The following is a 17,335-nucleotide window of genomic DNA, read 5'->3' as shown; positions in this document are numbered from 1 at the left end:
GGTCTGGCGATCCTTCTCGGCGCCTTCGTGCCCCTCATCGCGACTCCCATGATCGTGGTCCTGATCGTCGCGACATTCAGCGTGCACCTGCAGTTCGGCCATTCCAGCCGAACCAGCAACTGCGCTATGGCGGTTATGCCGTGTTTCGCAATCTGATTCCTTCGTCGATGCTCGAAGCGCAATCCGCTGAGGAATTCGACCAGATCGCGCGCGGCGCGCAGCACATGAACCGGTTTTATCCGGCCTCGGACGCGCACGTGAAACGCGTGCAGGAAATCGTCGACAAGCTGATTCCCTACGCGTTGAAGTGGAACGATCGCGCGAAGAACTGGAAGTGGGACATCGCCGTGCTGCGCTCAACGGATATTCGCGCGTACTGTCTGCCGGGCGGCAAGATCGTCATCTACGGGGGCATGCTCGACAAGGTCAAGCTCAACGACAACGAACTCGGCATGCTGCTCGGCCATGAGATCGCGCACGCCCTGCGCGAGCATGCGCGTGAGCGGCTCGGCGAACAGCAGGCGGCGCAATTGGGTTCGGGGACGATTCCGCAACTGTTCGGACTCGCCGATCTCGGCGAAGCGCCGCTCGGCATCGGCACGCAATTGCTGGAAATGAAGTACGAACGCGCCGACGAAACCGAAGCGGACGTGATCGGCAGCGAGATTGCGTCGCGCGCCGGTTTCGATCCGCGCGCGGCCATCACGCTATGGGACAAGCTCGCGGTCGCCACGCGCAACAACCGCGATCAGGGCTTTATCTACGTGCATCCGTACAATCCGGCGCGGCGCGCGGACATCATGAAGCGGCTCGCCGACATGCTGCCGCTGTACGCGAAAGCCGTCGGCAAACCGGTCGATGCGTTGCCCGACTATGCGGGCATCGGCCGCCCGCGTCGAACGACGGCAAGCGACTAAGGCGCTTCGCTTACTTCGCGAGCGGGTGGTTGTAGTCGACCGTCAGCGGCGCGTGGTCGCTGAACTTGATGTCGCGGAAGATCGACGTCTTTTTCGCGGCGGCAGCGATGCCCGGCGTCGCGATCTGATAATCGATACGCCACCCGACGTTCTTCGCATACGCCTGGCCGCGATTGCTCCACCACGTGTACTGCTCGGGACGCGGATCGAGCGTGCGGAACACGTCGACGTAACCGACATCGTCGAACAGCTTCGTGAGCCACGCGCGCTCTTCCGGCAGACAGCCTGAATTCTTCTGGTTGCCCTTCCAGTTCTTGATGTCGATTTCCTTGTGGACGATGTTCACGTCGCCGCACACGATCACCTCGCGTTCCTTCGATAGTTCCGCGAGATGCGGCATGAACTCGTCCATGAAGCGGTACTTGGCCTGCTGGCGCTCGTCGCCGCTCGATCCCGACGGCACATACACCGAGACCACGGAGAGATTGCCGAAGCGCGCTTCCACGTAACGCCCTTCGGGATCGAACTCTTCGCTGCCGAAGCCGATCACGACTTCATCCGGCTCGTGACGCGTATAGACGCCCGCGCCGCTGTAGCCCTTCTTGACCGCATGCTGGAAATAGCCGGTGAAACCGTGCGGCGCGAGAAACTCCGGCGTCATGTCGTCCTGCGAGCACTTGATTTCCTGCACGCACACGACGTCGGCCTTCTGCTCGCCGAACCACTCGAAAAAGCCCTTCTTGGCCGCCGAACGGATGCCGTTCAGATTGGCGGTGATCACTCGCAACATGTTTTTCCTTCGTTCTGTTTTCGGGTACTACTCGACGATCACGCCCTTCAACGATTCCTTCGGGGGCGGAAATTCCAGCCTCAGCGACTCGAACGTGCGCAGCAGCAGTTCACCAACCATCACGTTGCGATGCGTCTTGGAGTTCGCGGGAATCACGTACCAAGGCGCGTATTCCGTCGACGTCGCGGCAAGCGCTTCATCGTACGCGTCCTGATACTTGTCCCACAGCTTGCGCGCGTCGAGATCGGAGACGTCGAATTTCCAGTGCTTGGTCGGATCATCGATACGCGCCTGCAGGCGTTCGCGTTGCTCGTCCTTCGAAATGTGCAGCATGCACTTGACGATCGTCGCGCCGTTTTCCGCGAGCATCCGTTCGAAATCGCGGATGTGGCGATAGCGCCGCGTGCGCTCTTCCTTGCTCATCGAGCCGAGCACGACGGGCACCAGCACGTCCTCGTAATGGCTTCGATTGAAGATGGTCAGTTCGCCGGCGGCGGGCGCCTGCGAATGCACGCGCCAGAGAAAGTCGTGTGCAAGTTCGACGGGCGTCGGCGCCTTGAACGGCACGATGCGCAGACCGAGCGGATCGACTTCATGAAACACCGCGCGGATCGTGCCGTCCTTGCCACTCGTGTCCATGCCCTGCAGCACCAGCAGCACGCGCTGGACGCGCTGCGCGTGCAGGCGTTCCTGCTGCGCATCGAGCAACGTGCCGATTTCAGCGAGACGCTCGCGATCGGTCTCCTTCGCGCCCGTCGAAAACGGCTTGGACGATGGATCGATATCGGCGAGCGAAAACTTCGACTTGCTGCTCTCGTCGAAAAAAGGCACGCGATAGTCGTCGAGACCGTTCTTCTTTGCCATGGTTGTTCCTCCTTTGCGCGCGGACCGTGGTGGTCGAATGAAAAGCAAACGGGCCGTTGCGCGACTTTCGATGCGACAACAGCCCGTCATGGCCTTGCATGCGGCATGCCGCACGCAACGCCGATTGCGCTACGACACTCAGCCCAGCTTCTTCTTCAGCAACTCGTTGACCTGCTGCGGATTCGCCTTGCCCTTGGTCGCTTTCATCGCCTGGCCGATCAGCGCGTTGAACGCCTTTTCCTTGCCCGCGCGGAATTCCTCGACCGACTTCTGGTTCGCGGCGAGCACTTCGTCGATGATCGCTTCGAGCGCGCCCGTGTCCGAGATCTGCTTCAGGCCCTTCGCATCGATGATGCGATCGGCGGCGGCTTCGTCCGTGGCCTTCTCTTCCCATATCGCGAGGAAAATTTCCTTCGCGATCTTGTTCGAGATCGTGCCGTCGGCAATGCGTTGCAACACCAGCGCGAGTTGCGCGGCGGACACCGGGCTTTGCGCGATGTCGAGGCCTTCGCGGTTCAGTTGCGACGACACTTCGCCCATCAGCCAGTTGGCCGCGGCCTTGGCTTGCGCAGCACCGACCTTCGCGACCACGGCTTCGTAGTAAGCAGCCATCGCCTTGCTCGACGTGACGACGCCCGCATCGTACGGCGTCAAACCGTATTGCTCGACGAAGCGCTTTTGCATCGCTTCCGGCAATTCCGGCAACTCACCCTTCACGCGCTCGACCCACGACGACTCGATCACGAGCGGCATCAGATCGGGATCGGGGAAATAGCGGTAATCGTGCGCGTCTTCCTTGCTGCGCATCGAGCGCGTTTCGCGCTTGTCGGGATCGTACAGACGCGTTTCCTGCACCACGGTGCCGCCGTCTTCGATCAGTTCGATCTGACGGCGCACTTCGTACTGGATCGCTTCTTCAAGGAAGCGAAACGAGTTCAGGTTCTTGATTTCCGCGCGCGTGCCGAATTCCTTCTGGCCCACAGGCCGTACCGACACGTTCGCGTCGCAGCGGAACGAGCCTTCCTGCATGTTGCCGTCGCAGATGCCGAGCCACACGACCAGACCATGCAGCGCCTTCGCATACGCAACGGCTTCGGCTGCGCTGCGCATTTCCGGCTCGGTGACGATTTCGAGCAGCGGCGTGCCCGCGCGGTTCAGGTCGATGCCCGTCATGCCCGCGAAGTCTTCGTGCAGCGACTTGCCCGCGTCCTCTTCCAGGTGCGCGCGCGTCAGGTTGATGGTCTTCTCGTACGCCTCTTTCCCGGCCTTTTCGTTGGCGGGAACCTGAATCGTGATCTGTCCGCCCTGCACGACGGGGATTTCGTACTGGCTGATCTGGTAGCCCTTCGGCAGATCAGGGTAGAAATAATTCTTGCGCGCGAAGATGCTGCGCGGCGCGACGGTCGCGTTGATGGCGAGACCGAACTGGATCGCGCGCTCGACGGCGCCGCGGTTCATCACGGGCAGCACGCCCGGCAGCGCGAGATCGACGGCGCAGGCCTGCGTGTTCGGCGCGGCGCCGAACTGCGTGGCCGCGCCCGAAAAGATCTTCGAGACCGTCGACAACTGCGCGTGCGTCTCGATACCGATAACGACTTCCCATTGTGTTGTCATGCTCATGCCTCCCGCCGAGCCGCCTCAAGGGAGGCATGCGCCCCCCCGGGGGCAACGAACGAAGTGAGTGTGGAGGCAGGTCCACTCCTGCCGGCGCCTTGCGATGCCAGTCGGTGACGCGCTGGAACGCGTCCGCTACCTGGAGCATGCGTGCTTCGTTGAAATAGTTGCCGATGATCTGCAAGCCGACCGGGCGCTGCGCATTCGCGCCCGCGCCGAAGCCGCACGGCACGCTCATGCCCGGCAAACCAGCCAGGCTCACCGACAGCGTGTAGATGTCCGCGAGATACATCTGCACGGGATCGTCGCCCTTCGCGCCGATATCCCACGCCACCGACGGCGCCACCGGCCCCATGATCACGTCGCAGGTCTTGAACGCTTCCTGGAAGTCCTGCGCGATGATGCGGCGGATTTTCTGCGCCTGCAGGTAGTACGCGTCGTAGTAGCCGTGCGACAGCACATACGTGCCGACCAGAATGCGGCGCTTGACTTCCGGGCCGAAACCTTCGGCGCGCGACTTCTTGTACATGTCGAGCAGATCGCGATACTCGGCGGCACGATGGCCGTAACGCACGCCGTCGAACCGCGACAGGTTCGACGATGCTTCCGCCGGCGCGATCACGTAGTAGACGGGAATCGACAGCTCCGTCTTGGGCAGCGTCACGTCCACGAGCGTCGCGCCAAGGGCTTCGTATTGCTTGAGCGCGGCATTGATGGACGCGCGCACGTCGTCGGCGAGGCCCGCGCCGAAGTACTCCTTCGGCAAACCGATGCGCAGGCCGGCGAGCGGCTTGTCGGCCGACGCCGCGCCGCCCGACCACGACTGGCCGAGATAACGCGCGTAGTTTTCGTGATCGTGCGTGAGGCTGGTCGAATCGCGCTCGTCGAAGCCGGCCATCGCGTTGAGCAGCAGCGCGCAGTCGGCCGCCGTCTGCGCCATCGGGCCGCCCTGATCCAGCGACGACGCGAACGCGATCATCCCGTAACGGGACACGCGGCCATAAGTAGGCTTGATGCCCGTGATGCCCGAGAACGACGCCGGCTGACGGATCGAGCCGCCCGTGTCGGTGCCCGTCGCGGCGGGCGCGAGGCGCGCCGCGACAGCCGCCGCCGAGCCGCCCGACGAGCCGCCCGGCACCGCCTTGCGGTCCCACGGGTTCTGCACGGGGCCGAAGTGCGAGTTCTCGTTCGACGAACCCATCGCGAATTCGTCCATGTTCGTCTTGCCGACGCACACCATGCCCGCCTGCGCGAGACGCTCGACGACGGTGGCATCGAACGGGCTCACGTAGTTCTCGAGCATCTTCGAGCCGGCCGTGGAGCGCCAGTTGCGCGTGACGAACACGTCTTTATGCGCGATGGGCAGGCCCGTCAGCGGGCCCGCATTGCCGGCGGCGATCAGCGCGTCGGCGGCTTGCGCCTGCGCGAGCGTCTGCTGTTGGTCGACGTGCACGAACGCGTTGAGCGCCTTGTGATCATCGATCCGCTTCAGATACGTCTGCGCCAGTTCGACTGCGGAGCATTCCTTCGCGTCGAGCGCGGCGCGCAGTTCGGTCAAGCTTTTCTCATGCATTGCGTTTTTCCTGGAAAGCGCGGCGGCACATCCGGCCGCCGTGAAGTCATCCGGCTGCCCGCGCGCGGGCCCGTTCCGAATTGAGCGGGCGTGGCGCGCGCAGTGCTTCGCACGCGTGACACACAACCCTGTGCTTAATGACGCTTTGTCGGCGCTTACTCGATGACCTTCGGCACCAGATACAGCCCTTCCTGCACGGCGGGCGCCGGACGTTGGTACTCGTCGCGATTCACATGTTCAGTGACGGCGTCGTCGCGCAGACGCAGCGCCACGTCTTCGATCTGCTCGATCGGGTGCGCGAGCGGCGCGATGCCCGTTGTATCCACCGCCTGCATCTGTTCGACGAGGCCGAAAAAATCGTTGAGCTGCGTGAGCGTGTGCTCGGCGTCGGCCTCGGGCAATTCGAGCCGCGCGAGATGGGCGATGCGTTTCACATCGGTCAGAGTCAGGGCCATGCATTCACCGGAAAAGTGGCGGTCTGCCGCAACGATGAAAAACGATGCTGCGACAGCGGGTTAGGTCATTGGAGCGAGCCCTCGAAATTGGGGCCGGCGACGGCAAAAAGTGCCATTCGTTTCCTTTAAATCAAGCAAAATTATAAGGTATCATTACGCGTTCGACCCAAACCCGGACCGACTTACCAAGGCCTTTCTGACGTTTTCAGAGATCGCTGAACGACAACTCGAGCTGCCTTGCTATAGCCTCCGGTACGTTCCCTCGTAGTTTCATGCTTCCCTCGGCCGCAACTGGCCGGACATGAGGCTGCTAATTTTTTTCCGCTGCCGCCCTACGCTTACGATGCGAGGCCCGGCCCCCAGCGAGACAGGATTTTGCATGTTCGGTTTTTTGCGCAGCTATTTCTCCAACGATCTGGCCATTGACCTCGGCACGGCCAACACGCTCATCTACATGCGCGGCAAAGGCATCGTCCTAGACGAGCCGTCCGTCGTGTCGATCCGCCAGGAAGGCGGCCCGAATGGCAAGAAAACCATTCAGGCAGTGGGCAAGGAAGCAAAGCAGATGCTCGGCAAGGTGCCGGGCAACATCGAGGCGATCCGCCCGATGAAGGACGGCGTGATCGCCGACTTCACCGTGACGGAACAGATGATCAAGCAGTTCATCAAGACCGCGCACGAATCGCGCATGTTCTCGCCGTCGCCACGCATCATCATCTGCGTGCCGTGCGGCTCGACGCAGGTCGAGCGCCGCGCGATCAAGGAAGCGGCGCACGGCGCGGGCGCCTCGCAGGTGTATCTGATCGAAGAGCCGATGGCGGCTGCAATCGGCGCGGGGCTGCCCGTGTCGGAAGCGACGGGCTCGATGGTCGTCGACATCGGCGGCGGCACGACGGAAGTCGGCGTGATCTCGCTGGGCGGCATCGTGTACAAGGGCTCGGTGCGCGTCGGCGGCGACAAGTTCGACGAAGCCATCGTCAACTACATCCGCCGCAACTACGGCATGCTGATCGGCGAACAGACGGCGGAAGCCATCAAGAAGGAAATCGGCTCCGCATTCCCGGGCTCCGAAGTCAAGGAAATGGAAGTCAAGGGCCGCAACCTGTCGGAAGGCATTCCGCGCAGCTTTACCATTTCGAGCAACGAAATTCTCGAAGCCCTGACCGATCCGCTGAACCAGATCGTGTCGTCGGTGAAGATCGCGCTCGAACAGACGCCGCCGGAACTGGGCGCGGACATCGCCGAGCGCGGCATGATGCTGACGGGCGGCGGCGCATTGCTGCGCGACCTCGACCGCCTGCTGGCAGAAGAAACCGGCCTGCCCGTGCTGGTCGCGGAAGACCCGCTGACGTGCGTCGTGCGTGGCTCGGGCATGGCGCTCGAACGCATGGACAAGCTCGGCAGCATCTTCTCGTACGAGTAAGCTTGCCAGTCTCCATGTCAGCAGCGCGCATCGAAAGGCTGGCCTTGCCAGCCTTTGTGCGCTGGGCGCGCCGCTAGCGCGCCGCAGTCTCATCCATCCGCTTACGCTCTCCGGCGACCATGGAATACAGTCCGCCGCCCTTATTCAAGCAAGGCCCTTCGGCGCTCGCACGACTGATCATCTTCGTGATGATCGCGCTCGCCCTGCTCATTTCCGACGCACGCTTCCGCACGCTCGAAATCGTCCGCGGGGTGCTCGGCGCGGGCTTGTATCCGCTGCAGCGAGTCGCACTCGTGCCGCGCGACATCTTCATGGGCGCCGCCGACCTCGCCGTCACGAGCGCGACGCTGCGCAGTGAGAACGACAAACTGCGCGCGCGCAATCTGCAGTTGTCGCAGCAGGCCAATCAGGCCGCGCAGCTCGGCGCGGAAAACGCGCATCTGCGCAATCTGCTGCAGCTGTCGCAACGCATGACGACCCGATCGACGCCCTCCGAAATCCAGTACGACACGCGCGATCCGTTCACGCAAAAGGTCGTGATCGGCGGCGGTTCGCAGCAGGGCATCAAGGACGGCTCGCCCGTCGTCAACGAAGAAGGCGTGATCGGCCAGGTCACGCGCGTGTTCCCGATGCAATCGGAAGTCACGCTGCTCACTGACAAAGACCAGGCCGTCCCCGTGCAAATTGTGCGCACAGGTTTGCGCAGCGTGATCTACGGTACGCCGAAGGGCGAGGCGCTCGACCTGCGTTTCGTGCCGATCAGCGCCGACGTGGTCGCGGGCGACGAACTCGTGACGAGCGGACTCGACGGCGTGTACCCGCCCGGCCTGCCCGTCGCGAAGGTGGTGCGCGTCGACAAGCAGGCGGACACGGCGTTCGCGCGCGTCGTCTGCCAGCCCATTGCGCCTGCGCGCGGCGCGCGTGACCTGCTTGTCCTGCATTACGAAAGCACCGTGCCGCCGCGTCCCGCCGACGAACCCGATCCGGCCACCGTCGCCAAGGAACTCAAAAAGAAGAACGCGAAAGCGCAGGACAAGGGCAAGCCAGGCGACAAGGACGCGAAGTCGGCGCAACCGGCGTCTGCGGCTGCTGTGCCCGCCGCGCCCGCCAAGCCCGCTCCCGCCGCATCGTCGGCGAAAAGCAACAGCAAGGCATCGGGCGAGAAAAAGCCGGCCGCCGACAAGGGCACGCGGACACAAGGCGCGCAAGCCGCTCAGGGGGCCAAGCAATGAATCGCCCGCAGTACATCCTGCAGCCCGTCAACCCCTATTTCATTGCGTTCAGCCTCGCCGCCGCGTTCCTGCTGAACATGATGCCGTGGGGGCGTCTGATCGGCGTGCCGGATTTCGTCGCGCTCGTGCTGCTGTTCTGGAACGTGCATCAGCCGCGCAAGGTCGGCATGGGTATCGCGTTCATGCTCGGCCTGTTGATGGACGTGCACAACGCCAGCCTGCTCGGCGAACACGCGCTCGCTTACACGCTGCTCTCGTACGGCGCGATCACGATTCACCGCCGCGTGCTGTGGATGTCGATCGGCGTGCAGGTTTTCGCGGTGATGCCGCTTCTGGTTGTCGCGCAGCTCGTGCCCTTCGTGATCCGCCTGCTGACGGGCGCGTCGTTTCCGGGCTGGGGCTATCTGATCGACGGGTTCGTGGAAGCGGCGCTCTGGCCTGTCGCGAGCATCCTGCTGTTGATGCCGCAGCGCCGTCCGGCCGATCCGGACGACACGCGCCCAATCTGAGCGTCCGCGCGCCTTTCGCTGATGAACGCGCACTTTTCCGGTCGCTTCCATCAGCGTTCGATCAGCGAAGCGCTGCTCGACACGACAACGCAGGGCAAGGATGTGCAACATCTCGTCAGCGCCACGGCGGCGCGCCCTTGCCGAACTGATTTAACCCGCATAACCGGCAGTTCCTGCCCAACCGCATGACCGAATTCAAGGACACCCAACAGCAGCTCACGAAATTCCGCCTGCGCGTCGCGGCGGCGGGGCTGTTCGTGTTCGTCTGCTTCGGGCTGATCGGGTTCCGCTTCCTGTTCCTGCAGGTCTGGCACTACAGCAAGTACTCGCTGCAAGCCGACGAAAACCGCATCTCGGTTGCGCCGATCGTGCCGAACCGCGGCATCATCACCGACCGCAACGGCGTCGTACTCGCCAAGAACTACTCGGCGTACACGCTCGAAATCACGCCGTCGAAGCTCAACGACACGCTCGACAACGTGATCGACAACCTCGCCACGGTCATCACCATCGACGCGCGCGACCGCCGGCGCTTCCGCAAGCTGCAGGAGGATTCGAAGAACTTCGAGAGCCTGCCCATCCGCACGCGCCTCACCGACGACGAAGTCGCCCGTTTCACCGCGCAGCGCTTCCGTTTTCCGGGCGTCGAAGTGCGCGCGCGCCTGTTCCGCCAATATCCGCTCGGACCGACGGCGGCGCACGTGATCGGCTATATCGGCCGCATTTCGCAGCGCGATCAGGACAAGATTGACGACGCCAGCGACCAGAACGACAGTGATCCCGACCACTACGATCCGCGCCTCGACGCGAACAACTACAAAGGGACCGACTACATCGGCAAGATCGGCGTCGAGCAGAGCTATGAGACCGAGCTTCACGGACTGACGGGTTTCGAGGAAGTCGAGGTGACGGCGGGCGGACGGCCCGTGCGCACGCTGTCGCGCACGCAGGCGACGCCGGGCAACAACCTCGTGCTGTCGATCGACATCGGCTTGCAGCAGGTCGCGGAGGAAGCGTTCGCGGGCCGTCGCGGCGCGCTGGTCGCAATCGAGCCGTCGACGGGCGACGTGCTCGCGTTCGTGTCTGCCCCAAGCTTCGATCCGAACTCGTTCGTCGACGGCATCGACCAGCAGACCTGGGACGAGCTGAACAACTCGCCCGATCACCCGCTGCTGAACCGCCCGCTGCACGGCACCTACCCGCCCGGCTCGACGTACAAGCCGTTCATGGCGCTCGCCGCGCTGACGCTGCACAAGCGCACGCCGCAGTGGGGCTTTCAAGACCCGGGCTCGTACACGTTCGGCGGCCACACGTTCCGCAACGACGTGCCGCAAGGTCAGGGCTGGATCGACATGAACCGCGCGATCATGGTGTCGAACGACACGTACTTCTACATGCTCGCGCACGATCTCGGCGTCAACGCGATCGCGAGCTTCATGAAGCCTTGGGGCTTCGGACAGCTGACTGGCATCGATATCGCGGGCGAGGCGCGCGGCATCCTGCCTTCCACCGAATGGAAGCGCAAGGCGTATCGCAAGCCGGAACAGCAGAAGTGGTACGAAGGCGAGACGATCAGCTTGGGCATCGGCCAGGGTTATAACTCGTACACCATTCTGCAACTCGCGCACGCCACGGCGACGCTCGCCAACAACGGCACGCTGATGCGGCCGCACCTCGTCAAGGAAATCGAGAACCCGATCACGCGCGCGCTGCGCGCCACGGTGCCGAAAGACGACGGACGCGTCGACGTGAAACAGGCCGATATCGACGTCGTCAAACGCGGCATGGAAAACGTCACGATGAATCCGTCGGGCACCGCGTACCAGGTGTTTCGCAACGCCGCGTATCTGTCGGCGGGCAAGACGGGTACGGCTCAGGTGTTCTCGCTGCAGGGCGCGAAGTACCACGGTCACGCGCTCGCCGAACATCTGCGCGACCACGCGCTCTTCATCGCGTTCGCGCCCGCCGACAACCCGAAGATCGCCCTCGCGCTGATCGTCGAAAACGGCGGCTGGGGTGCGCAGGCGGCGGGCCCGATTGCGCGGCGTGTGCTCGATTACTACCTCGTCGACCGGATGAAACCCGGCGTCGAGGCGGCGGCTGTCACGGCGGCTGCATCGGCGACGGAGGAAACCTCGGCGCCCGTGATCGGCAGCGCGCCGCCGGCACCTAACGGCGAGATCCAGCCGGTTTCCGTTGCCGCCGGTTTCACGGCGCTGCCGCTGCCCGTCGGCGCATCGACGCCGCACGCGACGCCTGCATCGGACGCTTCCGGGGCAGCCGCCGCTGGTCCCGCTTCGGGCGCAACGGCGACGGGCGCGGCTTCCGCCCCGGTCGCGGTGGCGCCGCGGCTTGCGTCGGCAACTCAAGCGGCAAAGTCAGCGAAAGCGCCGCGCGTCGCATTGGCGACGGGCGCGCCTTCGCCCGTCGCACCGGACGCGACAGCGAATGCGGCCGCCGCGCCCGTCACGGCATCCGACGCCCGCAAGTCACCACGCAAACCCCACCCGGCCAGCGAATCGCGGCCGGTTGCCGCTGCGCCGTCGCGCACCGACGAATCGCAGGCCGCGCCGCGCGGCCCGGTTTCCGGCGGCATCGACGAGTAAGGAGAAAGGCATGCAAATCGACAAGCGCGCCTGGCTCGAACGCATCAAGAAGATGTTCGCGGGCTTCGACCGCCCGCTCGCACTGATCGTGTTTCTGCTGCTGTGCGTCGGCATCGTGACGCTGTACAGCGCGAGCATCGACGTGCCCGGCCGTGTCGAGGACCAGCTGCGCAACATCATTTTGACGTTCGCGCTGATGTGGGTGCTCGCCAACATCCCGCCCACCACGCTGATGCGCTTTGCCGTCCCGATCTACACGTTCGGGGTCGCGCTGCTGATCGCCGTCGCGATGTTCGGCCTCACGCGCAAGGGCGCGAAACGCTGGATCAACGTCGGCGTGGTCATTCAGCCGTCAGAGATTCTCAAGATCGCGACGCCGTTGATGCTCGCGTGGTACTACCAGCGCCGCGAAGGCAATATCCGCTGGTGGGATTACATCGTCGGCATGCTGATTCTCGCCGTGCCCGTCGGCCTGATCGCGAAGCAGCCCGACCTCGGCACGGCCGTGCTCGTGTTCGCATCAGGCCTGTTCGTCATCTACTTCGCGGGCTTGAGCTTCAAGCTGATCGTGCCCGTGCTGGTGGCGGGCGTGATCGCCGTCGCCGCGATCGCGACGTTTCAGGACAAGATCTGTCAGCCCGAAGTGCAATGGCCGCTGATGCACGATTATCAGAAGCACCGCATCTGCACGCTCCTCGACCCGACTTCCGATCCATTGGGCAAAGGTTTCCACACGATCCAGGCCGTCATCGCGATCGGTTCGGGCGGCCCGCTCGGCAAGGGCTGGCTGAAGGGCACGCAGGCGCACCTCGAGTTCATCCCCGAAAAGCACACCGACTTCATCTTCGCCGTGTTCGCGGAGGAATTCGGCCTCGCGGGCGGCGTGGTCCTGCTGACGCTCTACATGGCGCTGATTGCGCGCGGGCTCTTTATCGCGGCGAACGGCGCGACGCTATTCGGCCGGTTGCTCGCGGGCTCGCTAACCATGGCGTTCTTCACGTATGCGTTCGTGAACATCGGCATGGTGAGCGGCATTCTGCCCGTGGTCGGCGTGCCGTTGCCGTTCATGAGTTACGGCGGCACCGCGCTGACGACGCTCGGCTTCGCAATCGGGCTGATCATGAGCGTCGCGCGACAGAAGCGGTTGATGCAGAGCTGATCCCGCAGCATTCAAGATGCAAAACAAAACGGCGCCTGAAAATTCAGGCGCCGTTTTTTGTTGCGGCTTGCACTATTGCTGTTTCGTTGCCGCTCCGCTTATTGCCGCTTCGCTTATTGCGGCTTCGCTTCGTGCGATTCGCGCAATTGCGTGCTCAGCTGCTGATATTTGAGCCGCGCGGCCGGGTCGCCTTGCGCAGCGGCCGCCGCGTAATACGCTCGCGCGACATTCAGGTTCTGCTGCACGCCGTCGCCGCCGCGCTCGTAGAACGAACCTGTGACGTATTGCGCCGTCATGTCGCCGCCCTCGGCCGCTTTCTTGTACCAGAAGAAGGCTTGCTGGTTGTCGCGCGCGGTGCCGCGTCCATCGAGAAACTGGTTCGCCAGCGCCAGTTCGGCCTGAATGTGCCCTTGCTGCGCAGCCTTCAGAAACCACTGATGCGCTTCCACCGGATCACGCGCCACGAACTCGCCATCGTCGTACATCTTGCCGTACACGTATTGCGCATGCGACATGTTGGCGTCGGCGGCCTTGCGCAGCCACTTCTTGCCTTCGTCGACGTTCGCGGGGCCGCCTTCGCCGTTGAGCAGCATCATCGCGTAGTTGAACTCGGCGAGACGGCTGCCGCGCTGCGCGGCCTTGCGAAACTCGGCGAGCGCGGACGTAAAGTTGCCCGCGTTGTAATCGGCGACGGCCGTTTGCGTTTCCATATCCGACGACGGCGGCGTCTTGCTCTGCGCATGTGCCGCCGCGCCAGCCGATAACGCGGCGAACATGACGACACGAGATGCCACGCGCATCGCGTGCAACGACAACAGCTTCATGACCTGACCTCCTGCAGCGCCTGTCGCGTGGTACGCAACAGCCACATCACGTCGGCGGCCAGCGCGATGAAGCGAAAGCCCTCCGACCGGTATTGCCGCGCGCCCGCGACGTCCAGCGCGAAGATGCCCGTCGCGACACGCGCGCGATGCGCAACATCGAGGATGTGCTTGATCGCGTCCTGCACTTCAGGGTGCTTCGAATCGCCGAGATGACCGAGACTCGCGGCGAGATCCGCCGGTCCCACGAACAGGCAATCGATGCCCGGCGTCGCCGCGATCTGCTCCAGGTTTTCGAGCGCGCGCGCCGATTCGATCTGCATGATGGTCGCGATCTGCACGTTGGCGTTCTGCAGATAGTCGCGTCGCATTCCGTATGCCGCAGCGCGCACGGCACCCGCGACGCCGCGCAGGCCGTCCGGCGCTTCCGCGGTTGCGTATTGCGTCAGCCGGACAGCATAGGCCGCTTCGTCGGCTGTTTCGATGTTCGGGAACATCAGCGTGCGCGCGCCCGCGTCGAGCACCCGCTTGACGAGCCATTGCTCGACGGCGGGCAGGCGCACGACGGGTTCCGTCGGCAGATGCGCCGCAGCAATCGCGCGCAACTGGCCCGTGACATCGGCGCTGTCGTTGGGCGAATGCTCCATGTCGATCAGCAGCCAGTCGAAACCGGCGTGCGCCAGCGCTTCCGCCGCGCTTTCGCTGCCAAGCGACAGCCACAGGCCGAAGAGCGGATCGGGATCTTTCAGACGCAGCTTGAGTGGATTGGTGAACGTGCTCATCGCGCGCCTCCAGGTGAAAACGTGGCAGCGCTGGAGCGAACGACGACGCGGCCGCGAAGGCCGACGTCAACGACAGAAAGAAAGTGGCGGGCGTAACGCCCGCAGCGTAGCGCGGTGACCGGCATGTCTCGCTCCGTGTGGTTATCGAAACGATCATACCGTGACAATAACCCGTTTAGTCGCGAACCACGTCGGCCCAGCAATTCGGCGTCTCGTACAGACGCACTTTGTGCAGACGCAGGTTCACGCCGTAATGCGCGTCATAAACGTTGGCGAGAATATCGAATGCGACGGCGGCGAGGTTTTCGACGGTCGGAATGCGATCGAGCACGACCGTCTTGTGTCCCGCCATCGAATCGAGAAAGCCGCGCACCTGCGTATCGCCTTCATAGACGAGAAACGCGTGATCCCACTTGTCGACGAGATGCTCGTTCGCGAGCGCCTTCACGTCGGCGAAATCCATCACCATGCCGCGATCGGGCGCGCCTTCCGTTTCGACCAGATCGCCTTGCAGCGTGATTTCGAGCACATAGCGATGGCCGTGCAGATTGCGGCACTGGCTGCGGTGATCGGGGATGCGGTGGCCCGCGTCGAATTCGAGTTTTCGGGTAATCGTCAGCACGGCAAGTCAGGGAATGTTCAGATACTTGTGAGTCTGCATCGACAGCCGCCATTGCGGATGGCGCTTGCACCAGTCGATCGCGAGCTTCGTGTTGATATCGCGCGACGGGCCGTCCATCGGCTGGACGAGGAAATAGTCGAAGTCGAGCTTTGCGTAGTCGGCAAGACGCTGGTTGTCCTGCGGCACGACCACTTTCAGTTCGTTGCCTTTGGTCTGCACGAGCGGCGCGTCGGCCTTCGGGCTCACGCAGATCCAATCGATCGTGTCGAGGACGGGCAACGAACCGTTGGTTTCGATCGCGATTTCGAAGCCTTGCGCATGCAATGCGTCGACGAGCGGCTGGTCGATCTGCAGCATCGGCTCGCCGCCCGTACACACGACGAAGCGCTGGCTCTCGCCTTCCGGCCACAACGATGCGATTTTCGCCGCGAGTTGTTCCGGCGTGCGGAATTTGCCGCCGTTCTCGCCATCGGTGCCGACAAAGTCCGTGTCGCAAAACTTGCACACCGCTTCCGCGCGATCTTCCTCGCGGCCCGACCACAGGTTACATCCGGCGAACCGGCAAAACACAGCCGGACGACCGGCGTTCGCGCCCTCGCCCTGCAATGTGTAGAAGATTTCCTTGACCGCGTAAGTCATGCTGCTGTCTGCCTGATGCTCCGTGAAGCGTGTTCGATGTGCCCGCGATGTTACGTGTTTTGTTGCCCGTCTCGTATTACGCCGGTTCCGTGACCTGCTCGCCCTTCAGATACGCCTCGTAGCCGCGCTTGCGCAAGCGGCAGGCCGGGCATTCGCCGCAGCCGAAGCCCCACGCATGCAGTTCCGCGCGCTCGCCGAGATAGCAGGTGTGCGTTTCGACGCGAACCAGCTCGACCAGTTCGTCGCCGCCCAGCTCGTGCGCGAGTCGCCACGTGTCGGCCTTGTCGATCCACATCAGCGGCGTTTCCAGCACGAAACGGCTGTCCATGCCGAGGTTCAGCGCGACTTGCAGTGCCTTCATCGTGTCGTCGCGGCAATCCGGGTAACCCGAAAAGTCCGTCTCGCACATGCCGCCGACCAGCACGCGCAACCCGCGCCGATAAGCGATCGCCGCCGCAATCGTCATGAACATCAGATTGCGGCCGGGCACGAACGTGTTCGGCAAGCCGTTGGACGCCGCGTGAATTTCGATCTCGCGCGTCATCGCGGTATCGCTGATCGAGCCGAGCACGGACAGGTCGATCATGTGATCGTCGCCGAGCCGCTCGCCCCATTGGGGAAACGTGCGCGCCACCGCATTGCGAAAGCCGTCGCGGCATTCGAGCTCGACACGATGCCGCTGGCCGTAATCGAAACCCAGCGTTTCAACGGTTTCGTATCGATCGAGCGCCCAGGCGAGACATGTGGCCGAATCCTGGCCACCGGAAAACAGCACCAGGGCGCTACTCTTGGCGTCTTTGCGGGTCACCGTGAAACTCCGTGTAGTTGATTGCCGCGCGCGAATGGCGACTCGCTGCCGGCCGGCCCACGGCTGGCGAGCCGAACCGCCGCGCGGCGCGGGCCGGCGTTGACACCGGCTCAAGCAGTATAGGCCGCGACTTTCGCGCGCCAAGCTGCCGCAGCTTATATCGCTGATCGCCCGCCCGAGAGTTTCACGCTGTGCGATGCCTCGGGCCCGAAACGAAAAAGGACTTGCGAAGATCACGCGGCAAGTCCTTGATAAAAAGCGATTTTATCATGCAGCGCCAAGCGCCGCTCGGGCCCGGATTGCGAGCCATGAAAGCCAGCTGTGACGACATATCGTCCGCACATAGGAAAAGCCCCAGGAATCTTGCGATTTCCTGGGGCTGAATCCTGGTGGCCTGGGGCGGAATCGAACCACCGACACGCGGATTTTCAATCCGCTGCTCTACCAACTGAGCTACCGGGCCAACGAAGAAGCGAGAGTATAGCAAGCAGTTTTGCGTTCCTCAAGCCCCTCGCGAAAAA

Annotated in this window: 14 protein-coding genes, 1 tRNA gene and 2 pseudogenes; 6 read left to right on the top strand and 11 right to left on the bottom strand. The window is 63.5% G+C overall.

The window, feature by feature from the left end; genetic code table 11:
• Positions 1 to 98: 98 nt before the first annotated feature.
• A pseudogene (locus H3V53_RS18935) lies at positions 99 to 917 on the top strand (M48 family metallopeptidase); the annotation flags it as partial.
• Between the two features lie 10 nt (positions 918 to 927).
• On the opposite strand, the gene H3V53_RS18930 reads toward H3V53_RS18935, so the two are convergent.
• The 5 genes and pseudogenes from H3V53_RS18930 to gatC form a co-directional block, all read right to left on the bottom strand.
• Complete coding sequence (locus H3V53_RS18930) at positions 928 to 1,707, bottom strand: exodeoxyribonuclease III (RefSeq protein ID WP_336599287.1); 780 nt, start codon at positions 1,705 to 1,707, stop codon at positions 928 to 930.
• A 27-nt stretch (positions 1,708 to 1,734) separates the two neighbouring features.
• On the bottom strand, positions 1,735 to 2,571 hold the full coding sequence (locus H3V53_RS18925) for a PPK2 family polyphosphate kinase (RefSeq protein WP_336599286.1): 837 nt from the start codon (positions 2,569 to 2,571) through the stop codon (positions 1,735 to 1,737).
• Between the two features lie 138 nt (positions 2,572 to 2,709).
• Positions 2,710 to 4,185 (bottom strand): Asp-tRNA(Asn)/Glu-tRNA(Gln) amidotransferase subunit GatB, encoded by a 1,476-nt coding sequence (gatB, locus tag H3V53_RS18920; protein ID WP_336599285.1) that lies wholly within the window; start codon positions 4,183 to 4,185, stop codon positions 2,710 to 2,712.
• A gap of 82 nt (positions 4,186 to 4,267) precedes the next feature.
• A pseudogene (gatA, locus tag H3V53_RS18915) lies at positions 4,268 to 5,758 on the bottom strand (Asp-tRNA(Asn)/Glu-tRNA(Gln) amidotransferase subunit GatA); the annotation flags it as partial.
• Between the two features lie 155 nt (positions 5,759 to 5,913).
• Positions 5,914 to 6,213, bottom strand: coding sequence for an Asp-tRNA(Asn)/Glu-tRNA(Gln) amidotransferase subunit GatC (gatC, locus tag H3V53_RS18910; protein WP_054917914.1), 300 nt, complete (start codon positions 6,211 to 6,213; stop codon positions 5,914 to 5,916).
• A gap of 379 nt (positions 6,214 to 6,592) precedes the next feature.
• On the opposite strand from gatC, the gene H3V53_RS18905 reads away from it, so the two are divergent.
• The 5 genes from H3V53_RS18905 to rodA all read left to right on the top strand — a co-directional run bounded on the left by H3V53_RS18905 (position 6,593) and on the right by rodA (position 13,142).
• Positions 6,593 to 7,636 carry a rod shape-determining protein gene (locus tag H3V53_RS18905; protein ID WP_004189550.1) on the top strand — a complete coding sequence of 348 codons (1,044 nt, stop codon included), beginning with the start codon at positions 6,593 to 6,595 and terminating at the stop codon, positions 7,634 to 7,636.
• Positions 7,637 to 7,755: 119 nt separating this feature from the next.
• Positions 7,756 to 8,868: a rod shape-determining protein MreC gene (mreC, locus tag H3V53_RS18900; RefSeq protein ID WP_336599266.1), complete on the top strand. Its 1,113-nt coding sequence runs from the start codon at positions 7,756 to 7,758 to the stop codon at positions 8,866 to 8,868.
• Positions 8,865 to 9,377 carry a rod shape-determining protein MreD gene (gene mreD / locus H3V53_RS18895; RefSeq protein ID WP_054917918.1) on the top strand — a complete coding sequence of 171 codons (513 nt, stop codon included), beginning with the start codon at positions 8,865 to 8,867 and terminating at the stop codon, positions 9,375 to 9,377. Before mreC ends, mreD begins: the two co-directional genes overlap by 4 nt.
• Before the next feature lie 185 nt (positions 9,378 to 9,562).
• Positions 9,563 to 11,983, top strand: coding sequence for a penicillin-binding protein 2 (gene mrdA, locus H3V53_RS18890; RefSeq protein ID WP_336599265.1), 2,421 nt, complete (start codon positions 9,563 to 9,565; stop codon positions 11,981 to 11,983).
• 10 nt (positions 11,984 to 11,993) lie between these two features.
• Positions 11,994 to 13,142: a rod shape-determining protein RodA gene (rodA, locus tag H3V53_RS18885; RefSeq protein ID WP_054917921.1), complete on the top strand. Its 1,149-nt coding sequence runs from the start codon at positions 11,994 to 11,996 to the stop codon at positions 13,140 to 13,142.
• 113 nt (positions 13,143 to 13,255) lie between these two features.
• Here the strand turns inward: rodA and H3V53_RS18880 are convergent, their stop codons facing one another.
• From H3V53_RS18880 to H3V53_RS18855, 6 genes are all read right to left on the bottom strand, one after another.
• Positions 13,256 to 13,966, bottom strand: coding sequence for an SEL1-like repeat protein (locus H3V53_RS18880; RefSeq protein ID WP_054917923.1), 711 nt, complete (start codon positions 13,964 to 13,966; stop codon positions 13,256 to 13,258).
• On the bottom strand, positions 13,963 to 14,745 hold the full coding sequence (locus H3V53_RS18875) for an HpcH/HpaI aldolase family protein (protein WP_336599264.1): 783 nt from the start codon (positions 14,743 to 14,745) through the stop codon (positions 13,963 to 13,965). The genes H3V53_RS18880 and H3V53_RS18875 overlap by 4 nt, the downstream gene beginning before the upstream one ends.
• A 175-nt stretch (positions 14,746 to 14,920) precedes the next feature.
• On the bottom strand, positions 14,921 to 15,364 hold the full coding sequence (gene queD, locus H3V53_RS18870) for a 6-carboxytetrahydropterin synthase QueD (protein ID WP_209934611.1): 444 nt from the start codon (positions 15,362 to 15,364) through the stop codon (positions 14,921 to 14,923).
• A gap of 9 nt (positions 15,365 to 15,373) precedes the next feature.
• A complete protein-coding gene (gene queE / locus H3V53_RS18865; protein ID WP_054917928.1) occupies positions 15,374 to 16,006 on the bottom strand; it encodes a 7-carboxy-7-deazaguanine synthase in 633 nt (210 codons plus the stop codon).
• A gap of 76 nt (positions 16,007 to 16,082) precedes the next feature.
• Complete coding sequence (gene queC / locus H3V53_RS18860) at positions 16,083 to 16,814, bottom strand: 7-cyano-7-deazaguanine synthase QueC (protein ID WP_054917930.1); 732 nt, start codon at positions 16,812 to 16,814, stop codon at positions 16,083 to 16,085.
• 387 nt (positions 16,815 to 17,201) lie between these two features.
• Positions 17,202 to 17,277, bottom strand: a tRNA-Phe gene (locus H3V53_RS18855).
• Positions 17,278 to 17,335: the final 58 nt, after the last annotated feature.

Source organism: Paraburkholderia bengalensis, from assembly GCF_037126505.1.
Lineage (GTDB): Bacteria > Pseudomonadota > Gammaproteobacteria > Burkholderiales > Burkholderiaceae > Paraburkholderia > Paraburkholderia bengalensis.
This window is presented reverse-complemented; position numbering and strand designations above follow the sequence as displayed.